17 protein-coding genes, 1 pseudogene and 2 riboswitches are annotated in these 19,456 nt (G+C 35.8%); of the genes and pseudogenes, 15 read left to right on the top strand and 3 right to left on the bottom strand.

The features are described from left to right. Nucleotides 1–149 precede the first annotated feature (149 nt). The 9 genes and pseudogenes from guaA (at nt 150) to HNQ35_RS00560 (ending at nt 9,317) form a co-directional block, all read left to right on the top strand. Entirely contained in the window at nt 150–1,682 is a 1,533-nt protein-coding gene (gene guaA, locus HNQ35_RS00520) for a glutamine-hydrolyzing GMP synthase (RefSeq protein ID WP_146935237.1), read from the top strand. 309 nt (nt 1,683–1,991) lie between these two features. Further along, a pseudogene (locus HNQ35_RS00525) lies at nt 1,992–2,677 on the top strand (IS3 family transposase); the annotation flags it as partial. 570 nt (nt 2,678–3,247) lie between these two features. Beyond that, nucleotides 3,248–3,370, top strand: coding sequence for a sugar phosphate nucleotidyltransferase (locus tag HNQ35_RS14120; protein WP_246118024.1), 123 nt, complete (start codon nt 3,248–3,250; stop codon nt 3,368–3,370). A gap of 89 nt (nt 3,371–3,459) precedes the next feature. Further along, nucleotides 3,460–4,485 carry a dTDP-glucose 4,6-dehydratase gene (gene rfbB / locus HNQ35_RS00535; RefSeq protein WP_146935235.1) on the top strand — a complete coding sequence of 342 codons (1,026 nt, stop codon included), beginning with the start codon at nt 3,460–3,462 and terminating at the stop codon, nt 4,483–4,485. Next, nucleotides 4,482–5,474 (top strand): ABC transporter ATP-binding protein, encoded by a 993-nt coding sequence (locus tag HNQ35_RS00540; RefSeq protein ID WP_221261392.1) that lies wholly within the window; start codon nt 4,482–4,484, stop codon nt 5,472–5,474. The genes rfbB and HNQ35_RS00540 overlap by 4 nt, the downstream gene beginning before the upstream one ends. A gap of 17 nt (nt 5,475–5,491) precedes the next feature. Continuing rightward, complete coding sequence (locus tag HNQ35_RS00545; RefSeq protein ID WP_146935233.1) at nt 5,492–6,730, top strand: ABC transporter permease; 1,239 nt, start codon at nt 5,492–5,494, stop codon at nt 6,728–6,730. A 359-nt stretch (nt 6,731–7,089) separates the two neighbouring features. Then, nucleotides 7,090–7,533 carry a relaxase MobL gene (gene mobL / locus HNQ35_RS00550; RefSeq protein ID WP_146935231.1) on the top strand — a complete coding sequence of 148 codons (444 nt, stop codon included), beginning with the start codon at nt 7,090–7,092 and terminating at the stop codon, nt 7,531–7,533. 238 nt (nt 7,534–7,771) lie between these two features. Beyond that, nucleotides 7,772–8,512, top strand: a complete 741-nt coding sequence (locus tag HNQ35_RS00555) for a Fic family protein (protein ID WP_146935229.1) — start codon at nt 7,772–7,774, stop codon at nt 8,510–8,512. 460 nt (nt 8,513–8,972) lie between these two features. Continuing rightward, a complete protein-coding gene (locus tag HNQ35_RS00560; RefSeq protein ID WP_146935227.1) occupies nt 8,973–9,317 on the top strand; it encodes a toprim domain-containing protein in 345 nt (114 codons plus the stop codon). A 279-nt stretch (nt 9,318–9,596) separates the two neighbouring features. On the opposite strand, the gene HNQ35_RS00565 is transcribed toward HNQ35_RS00560, so the two are convergent. Further along, entirely contained in the window at nt 9,597–10,016 is a 420-nt protein-coding gene (locus HNQ35_RS00565) for a YhfM domain-containing protein (RefSeq protein ID WP_146935225.1), read from the bottom strand. Nucleotides 10,017–10,680: 664 nt separating this feature from the next. Beyond that, nucleotides 10,681–10,782, top strand: a riboswitch (purine riboswitch). Nucleotides 10,783–10,921: 139 nt separating this feature from the next. Here HNQ35_RS00565 and HNQ35_RS00570 point away from each other — a divergent pair. Then, nucleotides 10,922–12,253, top strand: a complete 1,332-nt coding sequence (locus tag HNQ35_RS00570; protein ID WP_146935223.1) for an NCS2 family permease — start codon at nt 10,922–10,924, stop codon at nt 12,251–12,253. Nucleotides 12,254–12,296: 43 nt separating this feature from the next. Here the strand turns inward: HNQ35_RS00570 and HNQ35_RS00575 are convergent, their stop codons facing one another. Both HNQ35_RS00575 and msrA read right to left on the bottom strand, forming a co-directional pair. Beyond that, nucleotides 12,297–13,460, bottom strand: a complete 1,164-nt coding sequence (locus HNQ35_RS00575; protein WP_146935221.1) for an MFS transporter — start codon at nt 13,458–13,460, stop codon at nt 12,297–12,299. Nucleotides 13,461–13,486: 26 nt separating this feature from the next. Next, nucleotides 13,487–14,014, bottom strand: coding sequence for a peptide-methionine (S)-S-oxide reductase MsrA (msrA, locus tag HNQ35_RS00580; protein WP_146935218.1), 528 nt, complete (start codon nt 14,012–14,014; stop codon nt 13,487–13,489). Nucleotides 14,015–14,365: 351 nt separating this feature from the next. On the opposite strand from msrA, the gene HNQ35_RS00585 reads away from it, so the two are divergent. The 5 genes from HNQ35_RS00585 to purB all read left to right on the top strand — a co-directional run bounded on the left by HNQ35_RS00585 (nt 14,366) and on the right by purB (nt 19,451). Further along, nucleotides 14,366–15,076, top strand: a complete 711-nt coding sequence (locus HNQ35_RS00585) for an MOSC domain-containing protein (RefSeq protein WP_146935216.1) — start codon at nt 14,366–14,368, stop codon at nt 15,074–15,076. Nucleotides 15,077–15,636: 560 nt separating this feature from the next. After that, on the top strand, nt 15,637–16,176 hold the full coding sequence (locus HNQ35_RS00590; protein WP_371862294.1) for a DUF2179 domain-containing protein: 540 nt from the start codon (nt 15,637–15,639) through the stop codon (nt 16,174–16,176). A gap of 108 nt (nt 16,177–16,284) precedes the next feature. Continuing rightward, a riboswitch (purine riboswitch) is annotated at nt 16,285–16,384 on the top strand. Nucleotides 16,385–16,548: 164 nt separating this feature from the next. After that, nucleotides 16,549–17,040, top strand: a complete 492-nt coding sequence (purE, locus tag HNQ35_RS00595) for a 5-(carboxyamino)imidazole ribonucleotide mutase (protein WP_146935212.1) — start codon at nt 16,549–16,551, stop codon at nt 17,038–17,040. Further along, on the top strand, nt 17,027–18,163 hold the full coding sequence (gene purK / locus HNQ35_RS00600) for a 5-(carboxyamino)imidazole ribonucleotide synthase (protein ID WP_146935210.1): 1,137 nt from the start codon (nt 17,027–17,029) through the stop codon (nt 18,161–18,163). The genes purE and purK overlap by 14 nt, the downstream gene beginning before the upstream one ends. Next, entirely contained in the window at nt 18,156–19,451 is a 1,296-nt protein-coding gene (gene purB / locus HNQ35_RS00605) for an adenylosuccinate lyase (protein WP_146935207.1), read from the top strand. Before purK ends, purB begins: the two co-directional genes overlap by 8 nt. The last annotated feature ends 5 nt before the right edge of the window (nt 19,452–19,456 follow it).

A 19,456-nucleotide genomic window follows, 5' to 3' on the forward strand; every position in this document is an offset into this window, starting at 1 on the left:
ATACTTGTTAAGGTAACAGTGTAAAATCTAAATGCGTTATCCATGTTGGTTATATCGTAACCTGAATTTTGGCTTTTGTTGTGATTCATTAGGAATCAAATACAAGAACAACATTCAGGTTTTTAAAATGATAAGATAGGAGAGAAACGATGCGTAACCGTGATATGATTTTAGTAATAGATTTCGGTAGTCAATTTAGCCAAGTGATTACAAGACGAGTAAGAGAATTAGGTGTCTATAGTGAGATGTACTCTTACCGTTTATCACTTGATAAAATTAAGGAATTAAATCCAAAAGGGATTATTTTATCAAGTGGTCCGCATAGTGTACTTGATGAAAAGGCGATACAGCCAGCTGAAGGTGTTTTTGATTTAGGGATACCTATTTTAGGTATTGGCTACGGCATGCAATTAATTACTTCTCATTTTGGTGGACAAGTTGACCGTATCAGTAAAGTAGCACAGGGAAAAGCCGTCATGACTGTAACTGATGCGAGTGACCTTTTAAAAAACACAAGTGACACGCAAACCGTTTGGCTAGATCATGGTGATCAAGTGACAGAGATACCAGCAGGATTTAACGTACAAGCAACAAGTGAAAACGTTGTTATGGCAATGAGTCATTCTGATAAAAAGATGTATGGTGTTCAGTTTCATCCAGAAGTAAAACACACGACACACGGAACAGATATATTGAAAAACTTTTTATATCATATTTGTGAGTGTCGTAAAGAGTGGACAATGAAGAATTACATAGACATTCAAGTGAAAAAGATACGTGAACAGGTTGGTGATCGAAATGTGCTATGCGCATTAAGTGGTGGTGTTGATTCTTCAGTAGCCGCCGTTCTTATCCATAAGGCGATTGGCGATCAATTGACATGTATCTTCGTTGATCACGGATTACTTAGAAAGAATGAAGCGAAAGAAGTGATGGAAGTCTTTACAGAAGAATTCCATATGAATGTGATTCAAATTGATGCGAAAGAACGTTTTCTCTCTAAATTAGAAGGCGTTACAGATCCTGAAACGAAACGTAAAATTATTGGTAATGAATTTATTTATGTTTTTGATGATGAAGCAGCGAAATTGAAAGATATGGATTTTCTCGCCCAAGGAACACTTTATACCGATATTATTGAAAGTGGAACAGAAACAGCTGAGACTATTAAATCACATCATAATGTTGGTGGTTTACCTGAAGATATGGAGTTCGAATTAATCGAACCGTTAAATACATTATTTAAAGATGAAGTTCGTGAACTTGGTACACAACTAGGTATTCCAGATCATATCGTTTGGCGCCAACCATTTCCGGGTCCTGGTTTAGCCATTCGTGTACTCGGAGAAGTCACAGAGGAAAAATTAGAAATCGTACGTGAATCAGACGCTATTTTACGTGAAGAAATCCGAAAAGCCGGTTTAGAACGCGAAATTTGGCAATACTTTACAGTACTTCCGAATATTCGCAGTGTTGGCGTAAGTGGTGACAAGCGAACGTATGACCATACAATTGGCATTCGTGCGGTTCATTCAGTTGATGGCATGACATCTGAGTGGGCGAGAATTCCGTGGGATGTATTAGAAAAAATTTCAACACGTATTGTTCATGAAGTCGATCATGTTAATCGCGTCGTCTATGATATAACGAGCAAGCCACCTGCGACGATCGAGTGGGAATAATGGGTATAGTTGATTTGGTTGGTTTATGTTGATTTGACAGGGTTTTAGAATATTGTATAACGTTTAGAATATTGTATAACGCTTAAAATGATCTATTTAGATATAGTTCCCCACCAAAAATGAAATTTGTAATAGTTGTTCTAAAAAGCATCTTCTATATGAAGGTGCTTTTTTGTCGTGTCTTTAAAATGTTAGATATTTTGTAGGATGATTATATATTTTGGCAGTACTCTATAATACGACATTAAGTGAGGTGACAGCATGAATTGACATGAAGTGCGTGTATCGGATTTAATATTACACTTCATTTATCGTCAAAGAAAGATAAAAGTAGAGTTACAAAAACTTGGTTGGCAAGTTTCACGCCGCCGCATTGGCCGAATTATGAAAGAACAAGGACTTGTATCTAAGTATACAGTGGCTCAGTTTAAACCCACAAAATCAAAAGTAAATGAATCTGAAATTGGCAATGTACTGAATCGAGAATTCAATCAGGATAAGGAATTAAAGGTCGTTGTAAGTGATATAACGTATGTCCGTGTCGGCCATAAATGGCACTATATCTGTGTTTTAGTAGACTTATATAATCGTGAAATTATTGGCTACAGTTCTGGTCCACAAAAAACTGCTGCTTTAGTTCAACGTGCCTTTGCATCAGTTCCATACAATCTAAATCAACTTGATTTATTTCCATACTGATCGAGGTAGTGAGTTTAAAAATTAACTTATCGATGATGCGCTTGAAGCATTCGACATTGAGCGATCCCTAAGTGAAAAAGGAAACCCTTATGATAATGCGGTTGCTGAAGCAATGTTTAAAACCATTAAAACAGAATTCGTCAACGATGCTAATTTCCCTTGCCAAGGAAGCGCTTGAACTTGCACTTTTTGATTACGTAAATTGGTTCAATAATATCAGAATTCACGGTTCATTAAACTATCGCACACCCGCCGAATATAAACGCGAACAAAAAGATAAATCATCTGTAATCTGAAGTCTTTTATTAACCTGCATGTATTGTGATGTTCTTGGTTTTTAGAACGCCACAATACATGCAGGGTAAGAAGCGAAGCGCGGTAGCTAAAAGATGTAAAAAAATAATAGGAATATGGAATTAAGTGCACAGGAAAATTTGTAAATCTGGAATTAAAAATTTAAATATGACATTCATTGAATCAATTACTTTCCTTAAAAAATATGTACAGTTTAGTGTTGACATTCCACTTTTATTCATATAGACTAAAATTAACTTGAATATTATTAATTTTTAAAAAAACAATGCAACGTTATGGAACCTCTTTTACTACCACGACCTCGCCTCATCGGTTTCATAGGAGATCGTTTTTCCTGGCATTCCAAAAAAATTAATTATTTCCCAATACTCCCTATATGTTTCAACGTTTTTCATCTGCTTTTTCTCATAAACGCATCTACGTAATAGATTAGCGTTTTCAATCTATTTCAGAATATTCGCGCCTATATATGTTAGAATTTTCTAAAATGGAAAGACGGCTAGATGGACGATCTAATCATTTTCATATGTTTGCTATTTGGAGGTGAAATGATGAAAGGAATTATTATGGCGGGTGGCCATGGGACAAGGCTCCATCCATTAACAAAATCGATATCTTTGCACCATTATTTGAAACAAACAAATCGTACCACCCATTTTGAAAAAGATAGATAATTAGTTTATGTAGAGTGGTGCCATCCTTTTGAATTAGATGATTACGATGCTTGAGAAACATACGAGCAAGCTACTAGGGGAGAAGATAGATGATGCGGATATTAGTAACAGGTGGAGTCGGTTTTATCGGAGGAAATTTTATTCATTATATGTTGGATCGCTATTCCGATATTCAAATTGTCAATGTGGATGCTCTGACCTATGCCGGGGAAATAACAAAGCACAAACATATCGAAGGGAATCCTCAGTATACATTCGTACAAGCGGATATTTCCGATAAACAGGCGATGGATACGATTTTTCAACTATATTCCTTTGATTATATCGTTCATTTTGCAGCGGAAAGTCATGTGGATCGTTCGATTGCGGATCCCAGTATATTTTTGCAAACGAATGTGATTGGAACTCAAGTGCTATTGGAACTGGCAAAGGAATATGCCGTGGAGAAGTTTATGCATATTTCCACCGATGAAGTATATGGAGAATTAGACTTTGCAACAAAGGAAACGTTTACCGAGCAAACGCCACTTGCGCCTAATAATCCGTACAGTGCGAGTAAAGCAGCAGCAGATTTTTTAGTTCGAGCCTATCATGAAACATATGGCTTACCGGTGAATATTGCAAGGTGTTCCAATAATTATGGTCCGTATCAATTTGTCGAGAAATTAATTCCGTTAACCATCACCCGTTTACTAAAAGGAAAAAAAGTTCCCATCTATGGGAATGGAAAACAGATTCGCGATTGGTTACATTGTTACGATCATTGTTCCGCCATCGATTTTATTATCCGAAACGGAAAAAATGGTGAGGTATATAATATCGGTTGTCAAAATGAACGAACAAATATCGAAGTGGTGCAACAAATTATGAAATTACTAGAAATGCCAGAGGGGTACATCCAATTTGTTCCTGACCGTTTAGGACATGATCAACGTTATGCCATTAACACAACGAAATTATACAACCTTGGTTGGAAACCGTCCTATACATTTGAAGCTGGATTAAACGAAACGGTCCAGTGGTACATCGAACATCGTGATTGGTGGGAACCGATGATGTGGCAAAAGAATGGAAGAAAAGATAGGGATGTACGAAATGAGGAGGAGCCAGTATGACGCAGACAACAGATCCGAAATACGAACGGTCCAATCATCCAGTGCAAACAAAGGATCTAATCATTTCAGCAAAAGGATTAAGAAAATCATTTGGGAAATTCACAGCGGTGCAAGACGTAGATTTAGATGTGTATGAGGGAGAAATATTAGGGTTGCTTGGTCCCAATGGGGCTGGCAAAACAACGCTCATCTCTATGCTTACTGGGGTGTTAAAGCCGGATAGTGGTCAGGCCACTATATGTGGTTATGATTTACATAAAGACTTACATAAAATTAAGCGAAAGGTTAGCTTAGTACCTCAGCATTTAGCCATTTATTTGGAATTAAATGCCTATGAAAACTTAAACTTTTTTGCAAACTTGTATGGATTGAAAGGCAAAGAGAAAAAGGAGCGAATTGACGAGGCATTGGAAATAGCCCAATTAACAGATCAAGCAACGAAAAAGGTAGAGCATTTTTCCGGAGGGATGAAGCGGCGACTCAATTTGGCAATTGGGCTTCTCAATCATCCGAAAGTCATTTTCTTTGATGAACCAACCGTTGGAGTTGACCCCCAATCCCGAAGTCATATTTTTAAATCCATCCAGTATTTAGTAAAAGAGCTGAAAATGAGTGTTATTTACACGACGCATTATATGGAAGAAGCGGAAACACTATGTCATCGTGTAGCTATTTATGATCAAGGAAAAGTTTTAGATTTGGATGATACCGATGCACTACTTGCCAAACATGGGCAAAAACAATTGGAAATACGAGTCGATGCAATGGATGATCAATTAATACAAGCAATAGAAAAACTCAAACATGTAGATTCCGTCCATTATGTCGATCAAACATTGGTCATTCATGCACATGATTTAATAAAAACAACGGAAGTCGTGTTGCGCATGATTCAAGAAAACCAATTGGAAGTAAAAACGTTCAATGTGCGTGAATCTGATTTGGAAGATGTGTTTTTAAAATTAACGGGTAGAAAATTACGGAATTAATACGGAGGAGAACGAATTTGAATATATGGCATATAGCAATGAAGGACATACGAATATTTTTGCGTGATATTCCGGGACTTATTTATTTAATTTTAACACCTATTATCGTAATTGCGATTGCTAGCTTTGCATTATCGGGTATTTTTGCCGACGACGAAGTGGAACGCTTTTCTATTCCTTTAGTCGTAGAAGATGAAGGCGAATTGACGAATCAATTGGTAGATGTATTACAGGAAACGTCTGTGCTTAAAATCATCAAGACGACAAAGGATGGAAAACAAATAACGCGACAGGAAGCGGAGAAATTAGTTCCCGAATATAAGGCAGCAATCGTGATACCGGATGGTTTTTCAGACAACGTGGCACAGGGGGAGTTAGCGGAGTTGATTGTCATGAGCGACCCGGCGGACCGCGTTATTCCCGGGGTGGTCCATGATATTTTGTCCCAATATACGGCAAAACTTTCCATGCAATCCGTAACAAACGAGGTTGCCATAGAAGCATTAATGCACATAACGGAACTGTCCAAAGCGGTACATGGTGTGGAATTAGATCCGACAAAAGAGATTCAGTCGGTCCAAGAAAAAAGCGAATATTATGTGGAAAATCCACCAATTCAAGTGGTAACGAATGTCGTACAAGGAAATGATGAAGCCCGGGAAACAACACCATTTGAATCCAATGTGCCGGGGTATGCCGTGATGTTCGTTTTATTAGGAACGACTGCAGCGGCATCCAGTTTATTAGATGAACGGGAGCGGGGAACACTGGGAAAATTACAAACGCTTCCTATTACAAGGATGTCTATTTTATCCGGGAAAATGTTAGCTAATTTTACGACGGCTTTGTTTCAAATGTTCGTTTTATTTACCGTAGGGCATTTTGTGTTTCAAATGTGGCTAGGTCCGTCAATCCTTGGGTTAGTACTTTTAATCGTTGCAACTGCGTTTGCAGCAACAGGGATGGCCATGCTAATCGCCTCGGTTTGTAAGACACGAGCACAAGCAAGTGGGATCTCGTTACTTATCGTATTATCGATGTCTGCCCTTGGCGGGTCGTGGTGGCCTTTGTACATTGTTCCTGATTGGTTACAAACGGTCGCACATGTGACGTTAACGGCATGGGCGATGAGTGGTTTTAATAATTTACTCGTCTATGGACAAGGGTTTACCTCGATATTAACGTCTATTACTGTGTTATTTTCCATGGGAATTTTGTTTTTAATTTTATCGGTACGATTTTTTCGTTTTAACTAGATAAGCGAATGTTTATCTAAGCTGTGAAGAAGGATGATGTTGTTTGTTTTTCCAATGAAGGAGGTAGATGAATGCGTTGAGATGGGTGAAAACAGAGGTGCCGCGTGCCTTTCACCCTTATTGACCACTTCAATGAAGGCGAAACCAGGCATCCGAGTCGTTTTCCCCTCTATTGACTGCTTCAACACCAGTGAATTATTCCCGGCAGAACACCATTCCCTGGAATAAAATATATGACAGAAGGTAATACACCGAAGCAATCAAACGTGCATTAAAAAAGTGAGTAAAACGTCTCTATAGAGCGTTTTACTCACTTTCTCATACATATGAAGCAGAAGGAACGTCCCCCCGCTTCACTCATGAAGCAAAAGATCCGTCCCAAAGCTATATCACTTCTTCCACACGATATGAAACAATGGCAATACGGATATAACTCTGTCGATAAAGCTAGACCATATATTAATGAAATTGTCAAAATATATTTAGATACTTACCATAAAGATGATATTAGGAAGTTAAATGAATTATTGGATGAACAAGTGGATATTTCAAAAGAATTATATGGTGAGGGTAGTAATTATAAACAATACAAAAAGACGAAGTTAGATGATTTGAAAAAAAGAATGGGTAATGCTGTACTTACTGAAATGAGAGAGTTTGCAAAAATGGAAAGGGAAGATAATTACTTCGCTGGTTCTCGAAGAAAACTTCGTAAGCGTAGATTAGACTTAGACCGAATAAGACGACAAAGAAGGTTACAACATGAAAGAATAAGAAGTGAAAAGGAGTTGTTAGATCATTAAGTGCTAAAGAACATAAAAATCTTTTTAAAGACAGGGGTGAACTCTTTTTTATAAAGAGTTTATTATCCCTGTTTTTACATTTATTAATTCATTATTTTTTATCGAATTGTTTTATTATAGGAATAAAAGAAAGAGAGATGATGATAAGTAAAATTGTAGTATAATATAACAAAGAAATAATAGGTGCTGAAGAAGTTGAAAATATTTTTTGTAGTAAATCAGATTGGGGAGATATTTAATGAAATTAAATAGTAATTATTTATTTGTACTTGAAAAAGAACGAAAAGAGAATATAAAGAACGGTTTATATGAATATACCGTAATAAATATGTCTTATAACACAAATCGAATGGAAGGTAGTACGTTAAGTTTATCTGACACAAAGGATCTATTTGAAAAAAATACTATATTTTCGGGTGGTCATAACGTTGATGATATTATTGAGGGGAAAAATCATTTCAGGTTATTTGATTTTATGTTGGATACAATCAAAGAGCCTTTAACTGAAAGATTGATTAAGGAGTATCATCAGATTCTAAAAAGGAATACTTCAGATGAAGTAAGATATGGTAGTGGAAGATATAAAGGAATACCTAATATAGCAGGCGATCAACCAACCGTTGAACCTCATGAGGTTGAGGGGTTAATGCGGGATCTAGTTGAAAATCATTCAATTAATAATTTAATGGATATACTCTCATTTCATCATCAATTCGAATTAATTCATCCGTTTCAAGACGGGAATGGAAGGGTAGGTAGAATGATCATGTTTAGACAGTGTTTAGAGTATGGAATAACACCATTCATCATACCCTCAGATAGAAGAGAAGAGTATATAAATGGATTAAAACTGTTCAAGGAAGAGCCGAACGTTTTGGAAAATGAGATCAAGAAATTCCAAGAATCCTATAAACAAATTGCAAAGCCTTTTTTGAGAAATTATACGAAAAGTGGAAAGAATAGTGAGTTAGAGAGATAAACGATCCTATAAAGGGTCGTTTTTGTTTTGTTTATTATTAAAGACGAGAATTGGGTGAATGTAAATGATCAAGTACGCAATCAAGTTAGACGAAAAACACAAACAAGGTTGTTTTATATTTCATGCTATTCCTGAAGAACATAAAAATGAATATATCCCACCAAGCTATGATGATTACAATTAGCAATGGTATTTAACAGCTGAAAAAGAAATTGTAGGTATTCCGATTGATGGACATATATATGAAAGTTGTATTACTACAACGGAACAAATTAAGGATAAAAAATATGAAGGACTCTATCTATATGCTGAGTACTTAAATAATCATACAAAAGAAATAAAAAGTACTGAATTTATTTATCTGGTTAGTGATTTTGATAAAATGATTAGCTTAAATAGTCCTTTTGACTGTGTATTAGATAAGTTTCAAGTTGATAATTAAAACTAGGAGTGATAAAGGATGAGTATTGTTATTTTAGCTGAAAAACCGAGTCAAGCGAAAGCATATGCTGATGCTTTTAAGAAAACAATAAGGAAAGACGGTTACATCGAGGTGGATGACAACCGTTTTTTTAATGGTAAAAAAACCTATATCACATGGGGGTTCGGTCACTTAGTTGAATTAGTTCCACCTGAAAAATATAAAGATGATTGGAAGGAATGGGTGCTAGAAACATCACCTATTTTTCCGAATGAATTTAAGTTTCAGGTTGGTAAAGGGAAGAAAAAACAATTTAACGTTGTTAAACAATTGCTGAAAAATGCAAGTGAAATAATTGTTGCTACAGATTCTGTCTGTAACTGATAAACAAAAGTGGACAGTTTCCGACAAATAAAAGTGAACATTTGCAGGAATGAGAGAGATAATACGTATATTAATAAGAAAAATTACTACAATTCTTGTTATATTCATTCTTAATCGGCTTTATTTATTTTATTAATCAAAAGGTCGATTTGGTAGAATGGGATTGATTTGTTTAATTTATGTATCCATGATAGTGTTTTATGATATTGGTGAACATAATAACATTAAGGATGACAAAAGAAGAAGTCACCTTCTATAAATATAAGCTGCTTAAATTAATTACTTCAATACTATAGTTCGAATCTGTTCCGCTGTTTTTTTATTTATTTGATATGCTTCTGCAGTGTTTTCTTTATTTATTAACGTTCCATATGGATTATTATCTTTAGGTATCCACAAATGAAATACATCTACTGTGCCATTTTTAAATTTTAATTCAAGATTATAATCACCTTTTGGCATATCTACGTCTCCATTTATTGGCTTAGAGGTGTTTATGGCATCGATAAAGATTTTTATATCTTCACTTTTTCTAATCGTTTTATAATGCTCTGTATTTCTCTCGGCAAATTCCTTAAAAAATGTAATTTCTATATATTCTATCTCTGATTGATTAATATTAAGAGCTGAACCTGTTGAACAAGCAATAAGAAATAAGTATGGTAACAGAAATACAATGATAAATTTCTTGAACTGCATTATTAAGACTCCCCCTTTCTAACGAATTTTAATGCTTCTATTTTATTATATACTTGATAATAAGAGTGTCAAGATTAAGAATATTTACATTAATGATTTGGTGTTTATTGTTAGTATATCCATATGAAGCGGATTCTTATAATATATAAGAACATAAACAAGTTGCTTGAAAATAGGCGGCTATATCATGATTATTTTTACACGATAAAATTAAACAATAAAAGCCCGTCGTAAGGATTTTTCTTTTTATCACTATCTCTTTTTTTATTTCAGCTGGTATCTAATTTGTCGTCAGAAAAACTTAATTAATGTGGGAGACTCGGCACAAAGCAGCTTGAACTAGTCCCATTTGTAAAGCCTTATTGAAGTAACTGATGAATTTCCATGTATATTGTCCATTTTTCTTCCTTTTCTCACCTGACATACATTTATATGAACTAGACCAGAAAGCATTTTTTAATAATATGTTCATTATTATTCTGAATGATGCTTTCATACTAACAGTATTATCAAGTTCAAAGCTTTTTACTTAAAAGAGAAAACAGTATTTTAAAACTGAATAAGAATAAAGTGACACAATGCGAACAATAAAATATTTAATTGATTTATCGTTCGTTTTTTGTTGACTTCTTTTGTATACGGTAGTAAGATATGTACATACGATCTTTCGTATATAAAATAAGTGCGTATAATTTAGGGAATACGGCCCAAAAGTTTCTACCAGACTGCCGTAAACAGTCTGACTACGCAGAGAAGTTTTCATAACAGTGATTTTCATGACGAATTTAGTTCAACATGAAAACATGCCAATAACTTTTTCTGCATAAACTTTTTGGGTACTTTTAGTCTTTTTTCTAAGACTAAAAGTACTTTTTTGTTTTTCCAATAAAAAGGAGGAAACGGTTTTGAAAAAATATTTTCGTTTTGATGAATTAGGTACGAACTATCGTACAGAATTTATCGCTGGATTAACAACATTTTTAGCGATGGCTTATATTCTATTCGTTAATCCATCGACTTTAGCTTTAGAAGGTGTCGACTTACCAGAAGGTGTAACAGGAATGGATAAGGGTGCAGTCTTTACTGCTACTGCTCTTGCTGCGGCAATTGGTACATTATTAATGGGTGTAGTTGCACGTTATCCGATCGCATTAGCACCAGGCATGGGATTGAATGCTTTCTTTGCTTATACAGTTGTATTAACATTTGGCATTCCTTGGGAAACGGCTTTAGCAGGAGTTATGGTTTCAGGGCTTATTTTTATCGTTTTATCATTAACTGGATTACGTGAAAAAATTATTAACGCTATTCCTGCTAACTTGAAGTTGGCTGTTGGTGCAGGAATTGGATTTTTTATTGCTTTTATCGGTTTTCAAAATGCGGGGATTATTGTCGCTAATGAAGCAACACTTGTATCACTTGGAGATTTAACAGAACCGACAACATTGCTAGCAATTTTTGGTCTTACTATTTCCGTTATTTTACTAGCTTTAGGTGTCAAAGGTGGCATTTTCTATGGTATGATTATAACTTCAATTGCTGGGATGATTGTTGGCCTTATTGATGCACCGACTAAATTAGGAGATGTGGTTAGTGCTGCACCGAGTCTTGCACCAACATTTGGTCAAGCGTTCGCTCATTTTGGTGATATTTTTACCTTACAGATGCTCGTCGTTATTTTAACGTTTTTATTTGTAGATTTCTTTGATACAGCAGGCACATTAGTAGCTGTTGCAACACAAGCTGGTTTAATGAAAGGTAATAAATTACCACGTGCAGGACGAGCTTTGCTAGCTGATTCCACTGCCACTGTGGCAGGTGCTGTACTTGGAACATCTACAACAACATCTTATGTCGAATCAACTGCAGGTGTAGGAGTAGGAGGACGTACTGGTTTTGCTTCAGTCGTGACAGCCGGTTTTTTCTTACTTGCCCTATTCTTTTCACCTTTATTAGGTGTTATAACATCTGAAGTAACAGCACCTGCATTAATCATCGTCGGTGTTTTAATGTCAGCTTCATTGAAAGATATCGATTGGGATCAATTTGAAATTGCTGTTCCTGCGTTTCTCGTTATTATTTCAATGCCACTCACATATAGTATTGCTACTGGTATTGGTATTGGCTTTATTTTCTATCCGATCACAATGATTTTAAAAGGCCGTGCTAAAGAGGTACACCCTATCATGTATGGAATGTTTGTTGTATTTATTCTGTACTTTATTTTTCTTTCATAAAATCTAAAAAACCTGCTACTCGAATTGAGTGGCAGGTTTGATTTTAATTTGCATTTATTGTTTTCCTTTTAACAATCGTATAGTATAATATGAGAAATGTTGCTCCGATCATCGCTAGTATGCCTAAAACCGTGTAGAGATAACTTCCCCCGAAGAGTTCCATCCATCTTCCACCAATTAATGAACCGATGACACCAGATACACCAAAAAAGGCTGCATAAAAAATGAGATGTCCAGTAGATTGCAAGATGTTTGGGATAAGTCGAGTGATATAGCTCATAGCTGCAGTGTAAAAGACACCAAATGTCAATCCATGTAAGAATTGTAGACTAATAATAAGCATCGGTGTATCAACAAGTGCGAATAAAAACCACCGTATACTATATAAAATTGAACCGATAATGACAAAGATCAGTGGATGATATTTTCTAAACCATAAAGCAGAGAAGGCAAACACAAGTGCTTCACTGGCAACCCCTATAAACCATGCTAAACCGACTAAACCTTCGCTACCTCCAAGTTGGTGAATATAAAGTCCGATGAAACTGTCATTTGCACGATGTCCAATCGTAATCAACATCATAATAAGTAAGAAAAACATAAATGATTTATTTTTTAATAATTGTGTCACATCATGTAACTGAATGGGTTCAGAATCAACTGTCACATCTTCTAGTCGAATAACAACAATTAATGTTAATAAAGCAAAGAATAGAAAAGGCCACATCATATATTGGATACCAATGCGATTTAATAATTCGCCAATGAGTAAGGCAGAAGTGGCAAAACCAATAGATCCCCAAGTGCGAATCGTTCCGAATGACACTTCTAATTCATCGGCACGTCGTTGGGCTAGACTGTCACCAAAACTACTAATAGGATACGAGAAGAAGTAAAATAATGTCGCAACAATGAGTAAAGCGATAAGCCCATTCATTTGAAAGAAAATAACGCTCGTTAACAATAAGCCAATGACACAAATGAATAACATCCGTTGCACAGTTTTATACTTATCACTCATATACCCCCAAAACGGTTGTGAAAAGATAGATATAAGCGGCCCTGTAGCTAGCACCCACCCAATTTCAGTTCCGTTTAAACCTTTAAATTGTAAATATAGAGGGAGAAAACTTAAGATGATCGTATTTGCCGCATGGAAGCTGAAGAGCAATGTTTTTAATGGTAATAATGAATGTTTCTCTGTCACTCTGTTCTTCCTTTCTGTTTATTCGTCTAGTTGTTTTTTGTCCATACTTTTTGTAAAAATGCATCACGTCCCGATTTTTTACGATCTTCCTCATAAACACGTTTATTTTTTTTATAAAAATGTTGATGCTCATCTTCAGCAGGGTAAAATATCTTAGCTGGTAAAATAGGTGTGACAATTGGTTTTGAAAAGACACCACTTGCTTCTAATGCTTGTTTTGACTGTTCAGCTAGTTGTTTCTGTTGTTCATTATGATAAAAAATAGCCGCCTGATATGATGAACCACGATCATGAAACTGACCAGCAGGATCAGTCGGATCAATTTGTCGCCAAAAAATATGTAAAAGCTGTTCATAACGTATAATGTCAGGATTAAATGTAATTTGAACGGCCTCAACATGACCAGTTGTTCCACTTTTTACATCAGTATATGTTGGATTTTTAAGTTCCCCTCCAGTATAGCCTGAAATAACTTCGTGAACCCCATCCCACTGGTCGAATGGTTTAACCATACACCAAAAACAGCCTCCTGCAAATGTTGCTTTTTCTAGCATACTCTATCCCACCTTGTAATATGTGATGTTTAAGACTATGAATAATAAATATTTCGAAGTATATTCATATTATATATCAAGAAACTGTAAATACATGTGTAAAAAGATTTAATTAATAGCAATGTTATCCAGCTTATTTACTAGGATAAGAATATGAATCCAACTTGTGAGATTAGCAATATAGTAGAGTATTAAAGTATTAATGAAAGCAGATAGGCGTGGTTGTTGAATTATCGTTTAGCTGTAATGATAATTTATTTTGCAACGACATTTTATCAAAAATGATATATAATTAGGATATTATAGAATTCATAAAAGAATTAACAATATCATCATAATGGATGTGACGTCATGAACGAACCTTTTGTCCATAAAGTTTTTACCGGTAAAGTGAAACGTTTAGGTGATCCAGATGCAAAGGATGCCTTTGATCGCGAGTGGGAAACAGGTATGTTCAAAGAAGCAGTTGACAATCAAATTTGGTTAACGAAGACAGGCTTAAAAGGTGATGAAGTAGCTGATACGAAAAATCATGGTGGCCCTGAAAAGGCACTTTTTGCTTATCCAGTAGGCCATTATGCCTTTTGGAAAGAAGAGTTAAATAATGATTCAATTGAAATGGGCTCGATGGGGGAGAATTTAGCTGTTTTGGAAATGGATGAATTTTCTGTTTGTATAGGTGATACGTACCAGTTTGGTGATGCGGTTATTCAAGTGTCACAACCACGCCGTCCATGTTGGAAACCAGCTCGACGCTTACGTGTTATAGATTTTGCGTTAAGAACGCAAGAAAGCGGAAAGACGGGGTGGTATTTTCGTGTATTAAAAGAAGGTCTTATCATATCTGGAATCGATTTAGAACTGCTCGAACGTCCATATCCTGAGTGGACGATAGCAGCTTGTAATGAGATCATGTATTTTCGTAAAGATGATTTAAGAGCCGCAAGCGAATTAGCTTCATGTCCATTACTTGCTGAAAACTGGCGCCGTACATTAAAAAATCGCCTTTTAGGGCGCGAATCAATCATTGATAAGCGTGTCTTTGGACCGAATAGGCATTAATCCGATTGAGATGAGTTCTATGATCGCTTTAATGCACTTCCAACGTACTGTCTCTTTATGTTTATAGCTCCCGAGAGTGTACATTGAGCCCTTAACGTGTATTCTCGTAATGGTTATTGCTCCCGAGAGTGCGCATTGAGCCCTTAACGTGTATTCTCGCTATGGTTTTTACTAACGAGAGTTTCCATTGCAACTATAGCACTATACCTTGCCATGAAATATTTTCTTGTAAGGTTAAATTGAAGCTATTATTTACTCTGTCACAACAAAATCCAGCAACAATAGCTCGTGATAAAGTATTCAGGTCTATTAATTATATTATTTCATCCCCACCAATTTTTTATTATTATAAAATGTTATTTGATGATTTATAATTTCAACGATTTTATTCTATTTTTCTTAGATATAATCATAAAGCCTATAGTGTACAATACGCTAATAAACTACATTTATAATCCCCACCCTAATATTTAAAATATTACTTTACGCAAAAAGGGATAATAGGATATGCTACATATATAAGATTGGAGGGGATCGGTTTGTTAGATCATGCAGTCATCATGGTTGTCATTATCTTAATCATTAATATCGTATATGTTTCTTTCTTTACGATACGAATGATTTTAACGATGAAGGGCCGACGTTATATTGCAGCTTTTATCAGTATGATAGAGGTCATTATTTATATTCTAGGTCTTGGCTTAGTATTAGATAATTTAAACCGCATTGAAAATCTCATTGCCTATGCCGTTGGGTACGGTCTTGGTGTGATTATCGGGTCTAAGATTGAAGAGAAAATGGCACTTGGTTATATAACGGTTCATGTTATTTCATCAAATCCAGATATAGAATTTACGAGAAGGCTTCGTGATAAGGGCTATGGTGTAACGAGTTGGTCGGCTTATGGCATGGATGGAGATCGATTGGCGATGCAAATTTTGACACCGAGGAAATACGAATTAAAATTATATGAAACGATTAAACAAATTGATCCTAAAGCATTTATCATTGCATATGAACCACAACATATTCATGGAGGGTTCTGGGTAAAACAAGTTAAAAAGGGGCGCTTATTTAAATCACAAAATGACATAAAATAAGTCGTTTGATCTTTCTTTGTAACAATCCGAACGATAATATAAAAAAGCACAAAAACGTTCGCTTATTAATTGACATTATTCACGTCATTTTGTTATGCTTAAAACGAAATGATAATTGAATATGAACCTCATATATTTTCGAGAATATGGCTTGAAAGTCTCTACCCAACACCGTAAATGTTGGACTATGGGGGAAGGTTGAATTGCAACGAATTAAAGTAATCATATTTTGTGATTTTAAAAAGAACATATACGGTTCTTTTATTAAACTGCTTATTTGAATAGATCTATTCATCTTCTCTCATAGCTAAGAGAGAGACGGATAGATTTTTTCATTTTATACATTAATTCAATAAAGAAAGTAGGGATTTTGTGACATTAGTAGGTGTCATCATGGGTAGTATATCAGATTGGGAAACGATGCAGCATGCATGTCAAGTGTTAGATGAATTAAATATTCCATATGAAAAGGATGTCATCTCAGCACATCGTACGCCTGATTTAATGTTTGATTATGCTAAATCAGCCCGAGAACGTGGAATAAAAGTCATTATAGCAGGAGCTGGTGGGGCAGCACATTTACCAGGTATGGTCGCGTCACAAACAAATATTCCAGTTATTGGTGTCCCAGTTCAAAGTCGATCACTTAATGGTTTGGACTCATTATTATCCATTGTGCAGATGCCAGGTGGAGTACCAACTGCAACAGTTGCGATTGGTAAATCTGGAGCGAAAAATGCCGGCATATTAGCAGCACAAATTATCGGCGTATGTGATGAAGATGTTTATGAAAGATTACAATCATATCGTAAAAAAATGCAAAAAAACGTAGCAGAAATGAGGGAAGACATTGCAAAGAAATAAAGTCATACTTCCACCACAAACGATTGGTATTATTGGTGGCGGTCAACTCGGACGGATGATGGCTATTGCGGCAAGGGAGATGGGCTATCAAATTGCTGTTCTTGATCCAACACCGAATTGCCCAACTGCTCAAATTGCCGATCATCATATACAAGCGGCATATGATGATATGGATGCGATTCAACAACTAACAGAATTAAGTGACGTCGTTACCTATGAGTTTGAGAATGTCGACTTAAAGGCAGCGAAATATATTGAAGCACAGGGGAAACTACCACAAGGCGCGCTAGCACTTGAGATCACGCAAAATCGAGAAAAAGAAAAACAATTAATGAAGCAATCTGGCTTATCTGTTCCTAACTTTGCAATTGTTCATAATGCTAATGAATGTCAGGAAACGATGAATGAATTATCATATCCAGCTGTCATTAAAACATGTCGTGGTGGTTATGATGGTAAAGGACAGTTAAAAATACGCACTCAAAAAGACTTACCAGATGCGATGCGTTTCGCAGATCAACATCAGCATTGCATTATTGAAGAATGGATTCCTTTTGATAAGGAGATTTCAGTCGTTTTTACAAGAACAGCGGCAGGAAATATAACGATATTTCCAATAGGAGAAAATGATCATAAGGATCATATTTTGTATCAAACGACTGTTCCTGCTCAAATATCTGATACTGTAAGGGAAAAAGCGATAAAATCAGCCACTACACTTGCTCATCATATGAATATTGTTGGCACATTTGCAATTGAGATGTTCGTTAAAAATGAAGACATTTATATTAATGAAATGGCACCACGCCCACATAATTCAGGTCATTACACGATTGAAGCCTGTAATATTTCACAATTTAAGCAACATATCCTATCAATTTGTGATCTCCCATTAGTGGATATCGAACTTCTTCAACCAGCAGTGATGATTAACATTTTAGGAGAAGATATAAATCGACTTTTAAACATCATGCCTAAAATGAAACATGGATTTGTTCATCTCTATGGAAAGAAAGAAGCAAAAGAGAAACGGAAAATGGGACACGTCACCTTCATAGCAGAAGATTTAGAAAAACTAAACGAACAGATTGACCAATTCAAGGAGGCAATAACATATGATTGAACGGTATACAAGAGAAGAAATGGGCCGTATCTGGTCAGAAGAAAATAAATATGATGCATGGTTAGAAGTAGAGATTTTAGCTTGTGAAGCTTGGAGTGAGCTAGGGGTCATTCCGAAAGAAGATGTTCAACAACTCCGTGAAAATGCATCATATGATATGAATCGTATTTTAGAGATTGAACAAGAAACACGTCATGATGTTGTTGCTTTTACAAGAGCCGTTTCGGAAACTTTAGGTGAAGAAAAGAAATGGGTCCACTACGGATTAACGTCTACAGATGTAGTTGATACTGCGCAATCATATCGTATTAAACAAGCAAACGATATTATCCGCAAAGACCTACATCAATTCATTGATATTTTAAAGGGAAAAGCAATTGAACATAAACATACTGTCATGATGGGCAGGACCCATGGTGTTCATGCTGAACCAACAACTTTTGGATTAAAGTTAGCTCTTTGGTATGAAGAAATGAAGCGGAACTTAGCGCGCTTTGAAGAAGCAGCTCGAGATATTGAATATGGGAAACTGTCCGGAGCTGTTGGAACATATGCCAATATTGATCCATTTGTTGAAAAATACGTTTGTGAAAAATTAGGCTTACGTCCAGCACCCGTATCAACTCAAACATTACAACGTGATCGCCATGCGGCATATATTGCGACTTTAGCCCTTATTGCCACATCAATTGAAAAATTTGCAACAGAAATCCGTGGCTTACAAAAGACAGAAACACGTGAAGTAGAAGAGTTTTTCGCTAAAGGACAGAAAGGCTCATCAGCCATGCCACATAAACGTAATCCAATCGGTTCAGAGAATATGACTGGTATGGCTCGTGTCATGCGTGGTTATATGATGACCGCTTATGAAAATGTCGCACTTTGGCATGAAAGAGATATTTCTCATTCTTCAGCAGAGCGAATTATTTTACCAGATGCAACGATTGCTATAAATTATATGCTCAACCGTTTTAGTAAGCTTATTAAAAACTTAACGGTCTTTCCTGAAAATATGAAGCGAAATATTCATCGTACTCACGGTGTAATCTTTTCCCAACGTGTCCTGTTAGCGTTAATTGATAAGGGGATGTCACGAGAACAAGCTTATGACCTCGTTCAACCGAAAGCGATGGAAGCATGGGAGACGGAAACACATTTTAAACAATTAATTGAAAAAGAAGCAGCAATCACTGATTTATTAAGCGAAGAAGAGATTAATGACTGCTTTGATTATACGTACCACTTGAAAAATGTCGATGCTATTTTTGAAAGAATTGGTTTAGCGTAGTTCCA

The sequence above is a fragment of the Cerasibacillus quisquiliarum genome (assembly GCF_014202495.1).
GTDB classification, from domain to species: Bacteria; Bacillota; Bacilli; order Bacillales; family Amphibacillaceae; genus Cerasibacillus; species Cerasibacillus quisquiliarum.

Coding starts and splice junctions, on each gene's coding strand:
- guaA (WP_146935237.1), top strand. CDS start 150: ATGCGTAACCGTGATATGATTTTAGTAATAGATTTCGGTAGTCAATTT.
- HNQ35_RS14120 (WP_246118024.1), top strand. CDS start 3,248: ATGAAAGGAATTATTATGGCGGGTGGCCATGGGACAAGGCTCCATCCA.
- rfbB (WP_146935235.1), top strand. CDS start 3,460: ATGATGCGGATATTAGTAACAGGTGGAGTCGGTTTTATCGGAGGAAAT.
- HNQ35_RS00540 (WP_221261392.1), top strand. CDS start 4,482: ATGACGCAGACAACAGATCCGAAATACGAACGGTCCAATCATCCAGTG.
- mobL (WP_146935231.1), top strand. CDS start 7,090: ATGAAGCAAAAGATCCGTCCCAAAGCTATATCACTTCTTCCACACGAT.
- HNQ35_RS00555 (WP_146935229.1), top strand. CDS start 7,772: ATGAAATTAAATAGTAATTATTTATTTGTACTTGAAAAAGAACGAAAA.
- HNQ35_RS00560 (WP_146935227.1), top strand. CDS start 8,973: ATGAGTATTGTTATTTTAGCTGAAAAACCGAGTCAAGCGAAAGCATAT.
- HNQ35_RS00565 (WP_146935225.1), bottom strand. CDS start 10,016: ATGCAGTTCAAGAAATTTATCATTGTATTTCTGTTACCATACTTATTT.
- msrA (WP_146935218.1), bottom strand. CDS start 14,014: ATGCTAGAAAAAGCAACATTTGCAGGAGGCTGTTTTTGGTGTATGGTT.
- HNQ35_RS00585 (WP_146935216.1), top strand. CDS start 14,366: ATGAACGAACCTTTTGTCCATAAAGTTTTTACCGGTAAAGTGAAACGT.
- HNQ35_RS00590 (WP_371862294.1), top strand. CDS start 15,637: ATGGTTGTCATTATCTTAATCATTAATATCGTATATGTTTCTTTCTTT.
- purB (WP_146935207.1), top strand. CDS start 18,156: ATGATTGAACGGTATACAAGAGAAGAAATGGGCCGTATCTGGTCAGAA.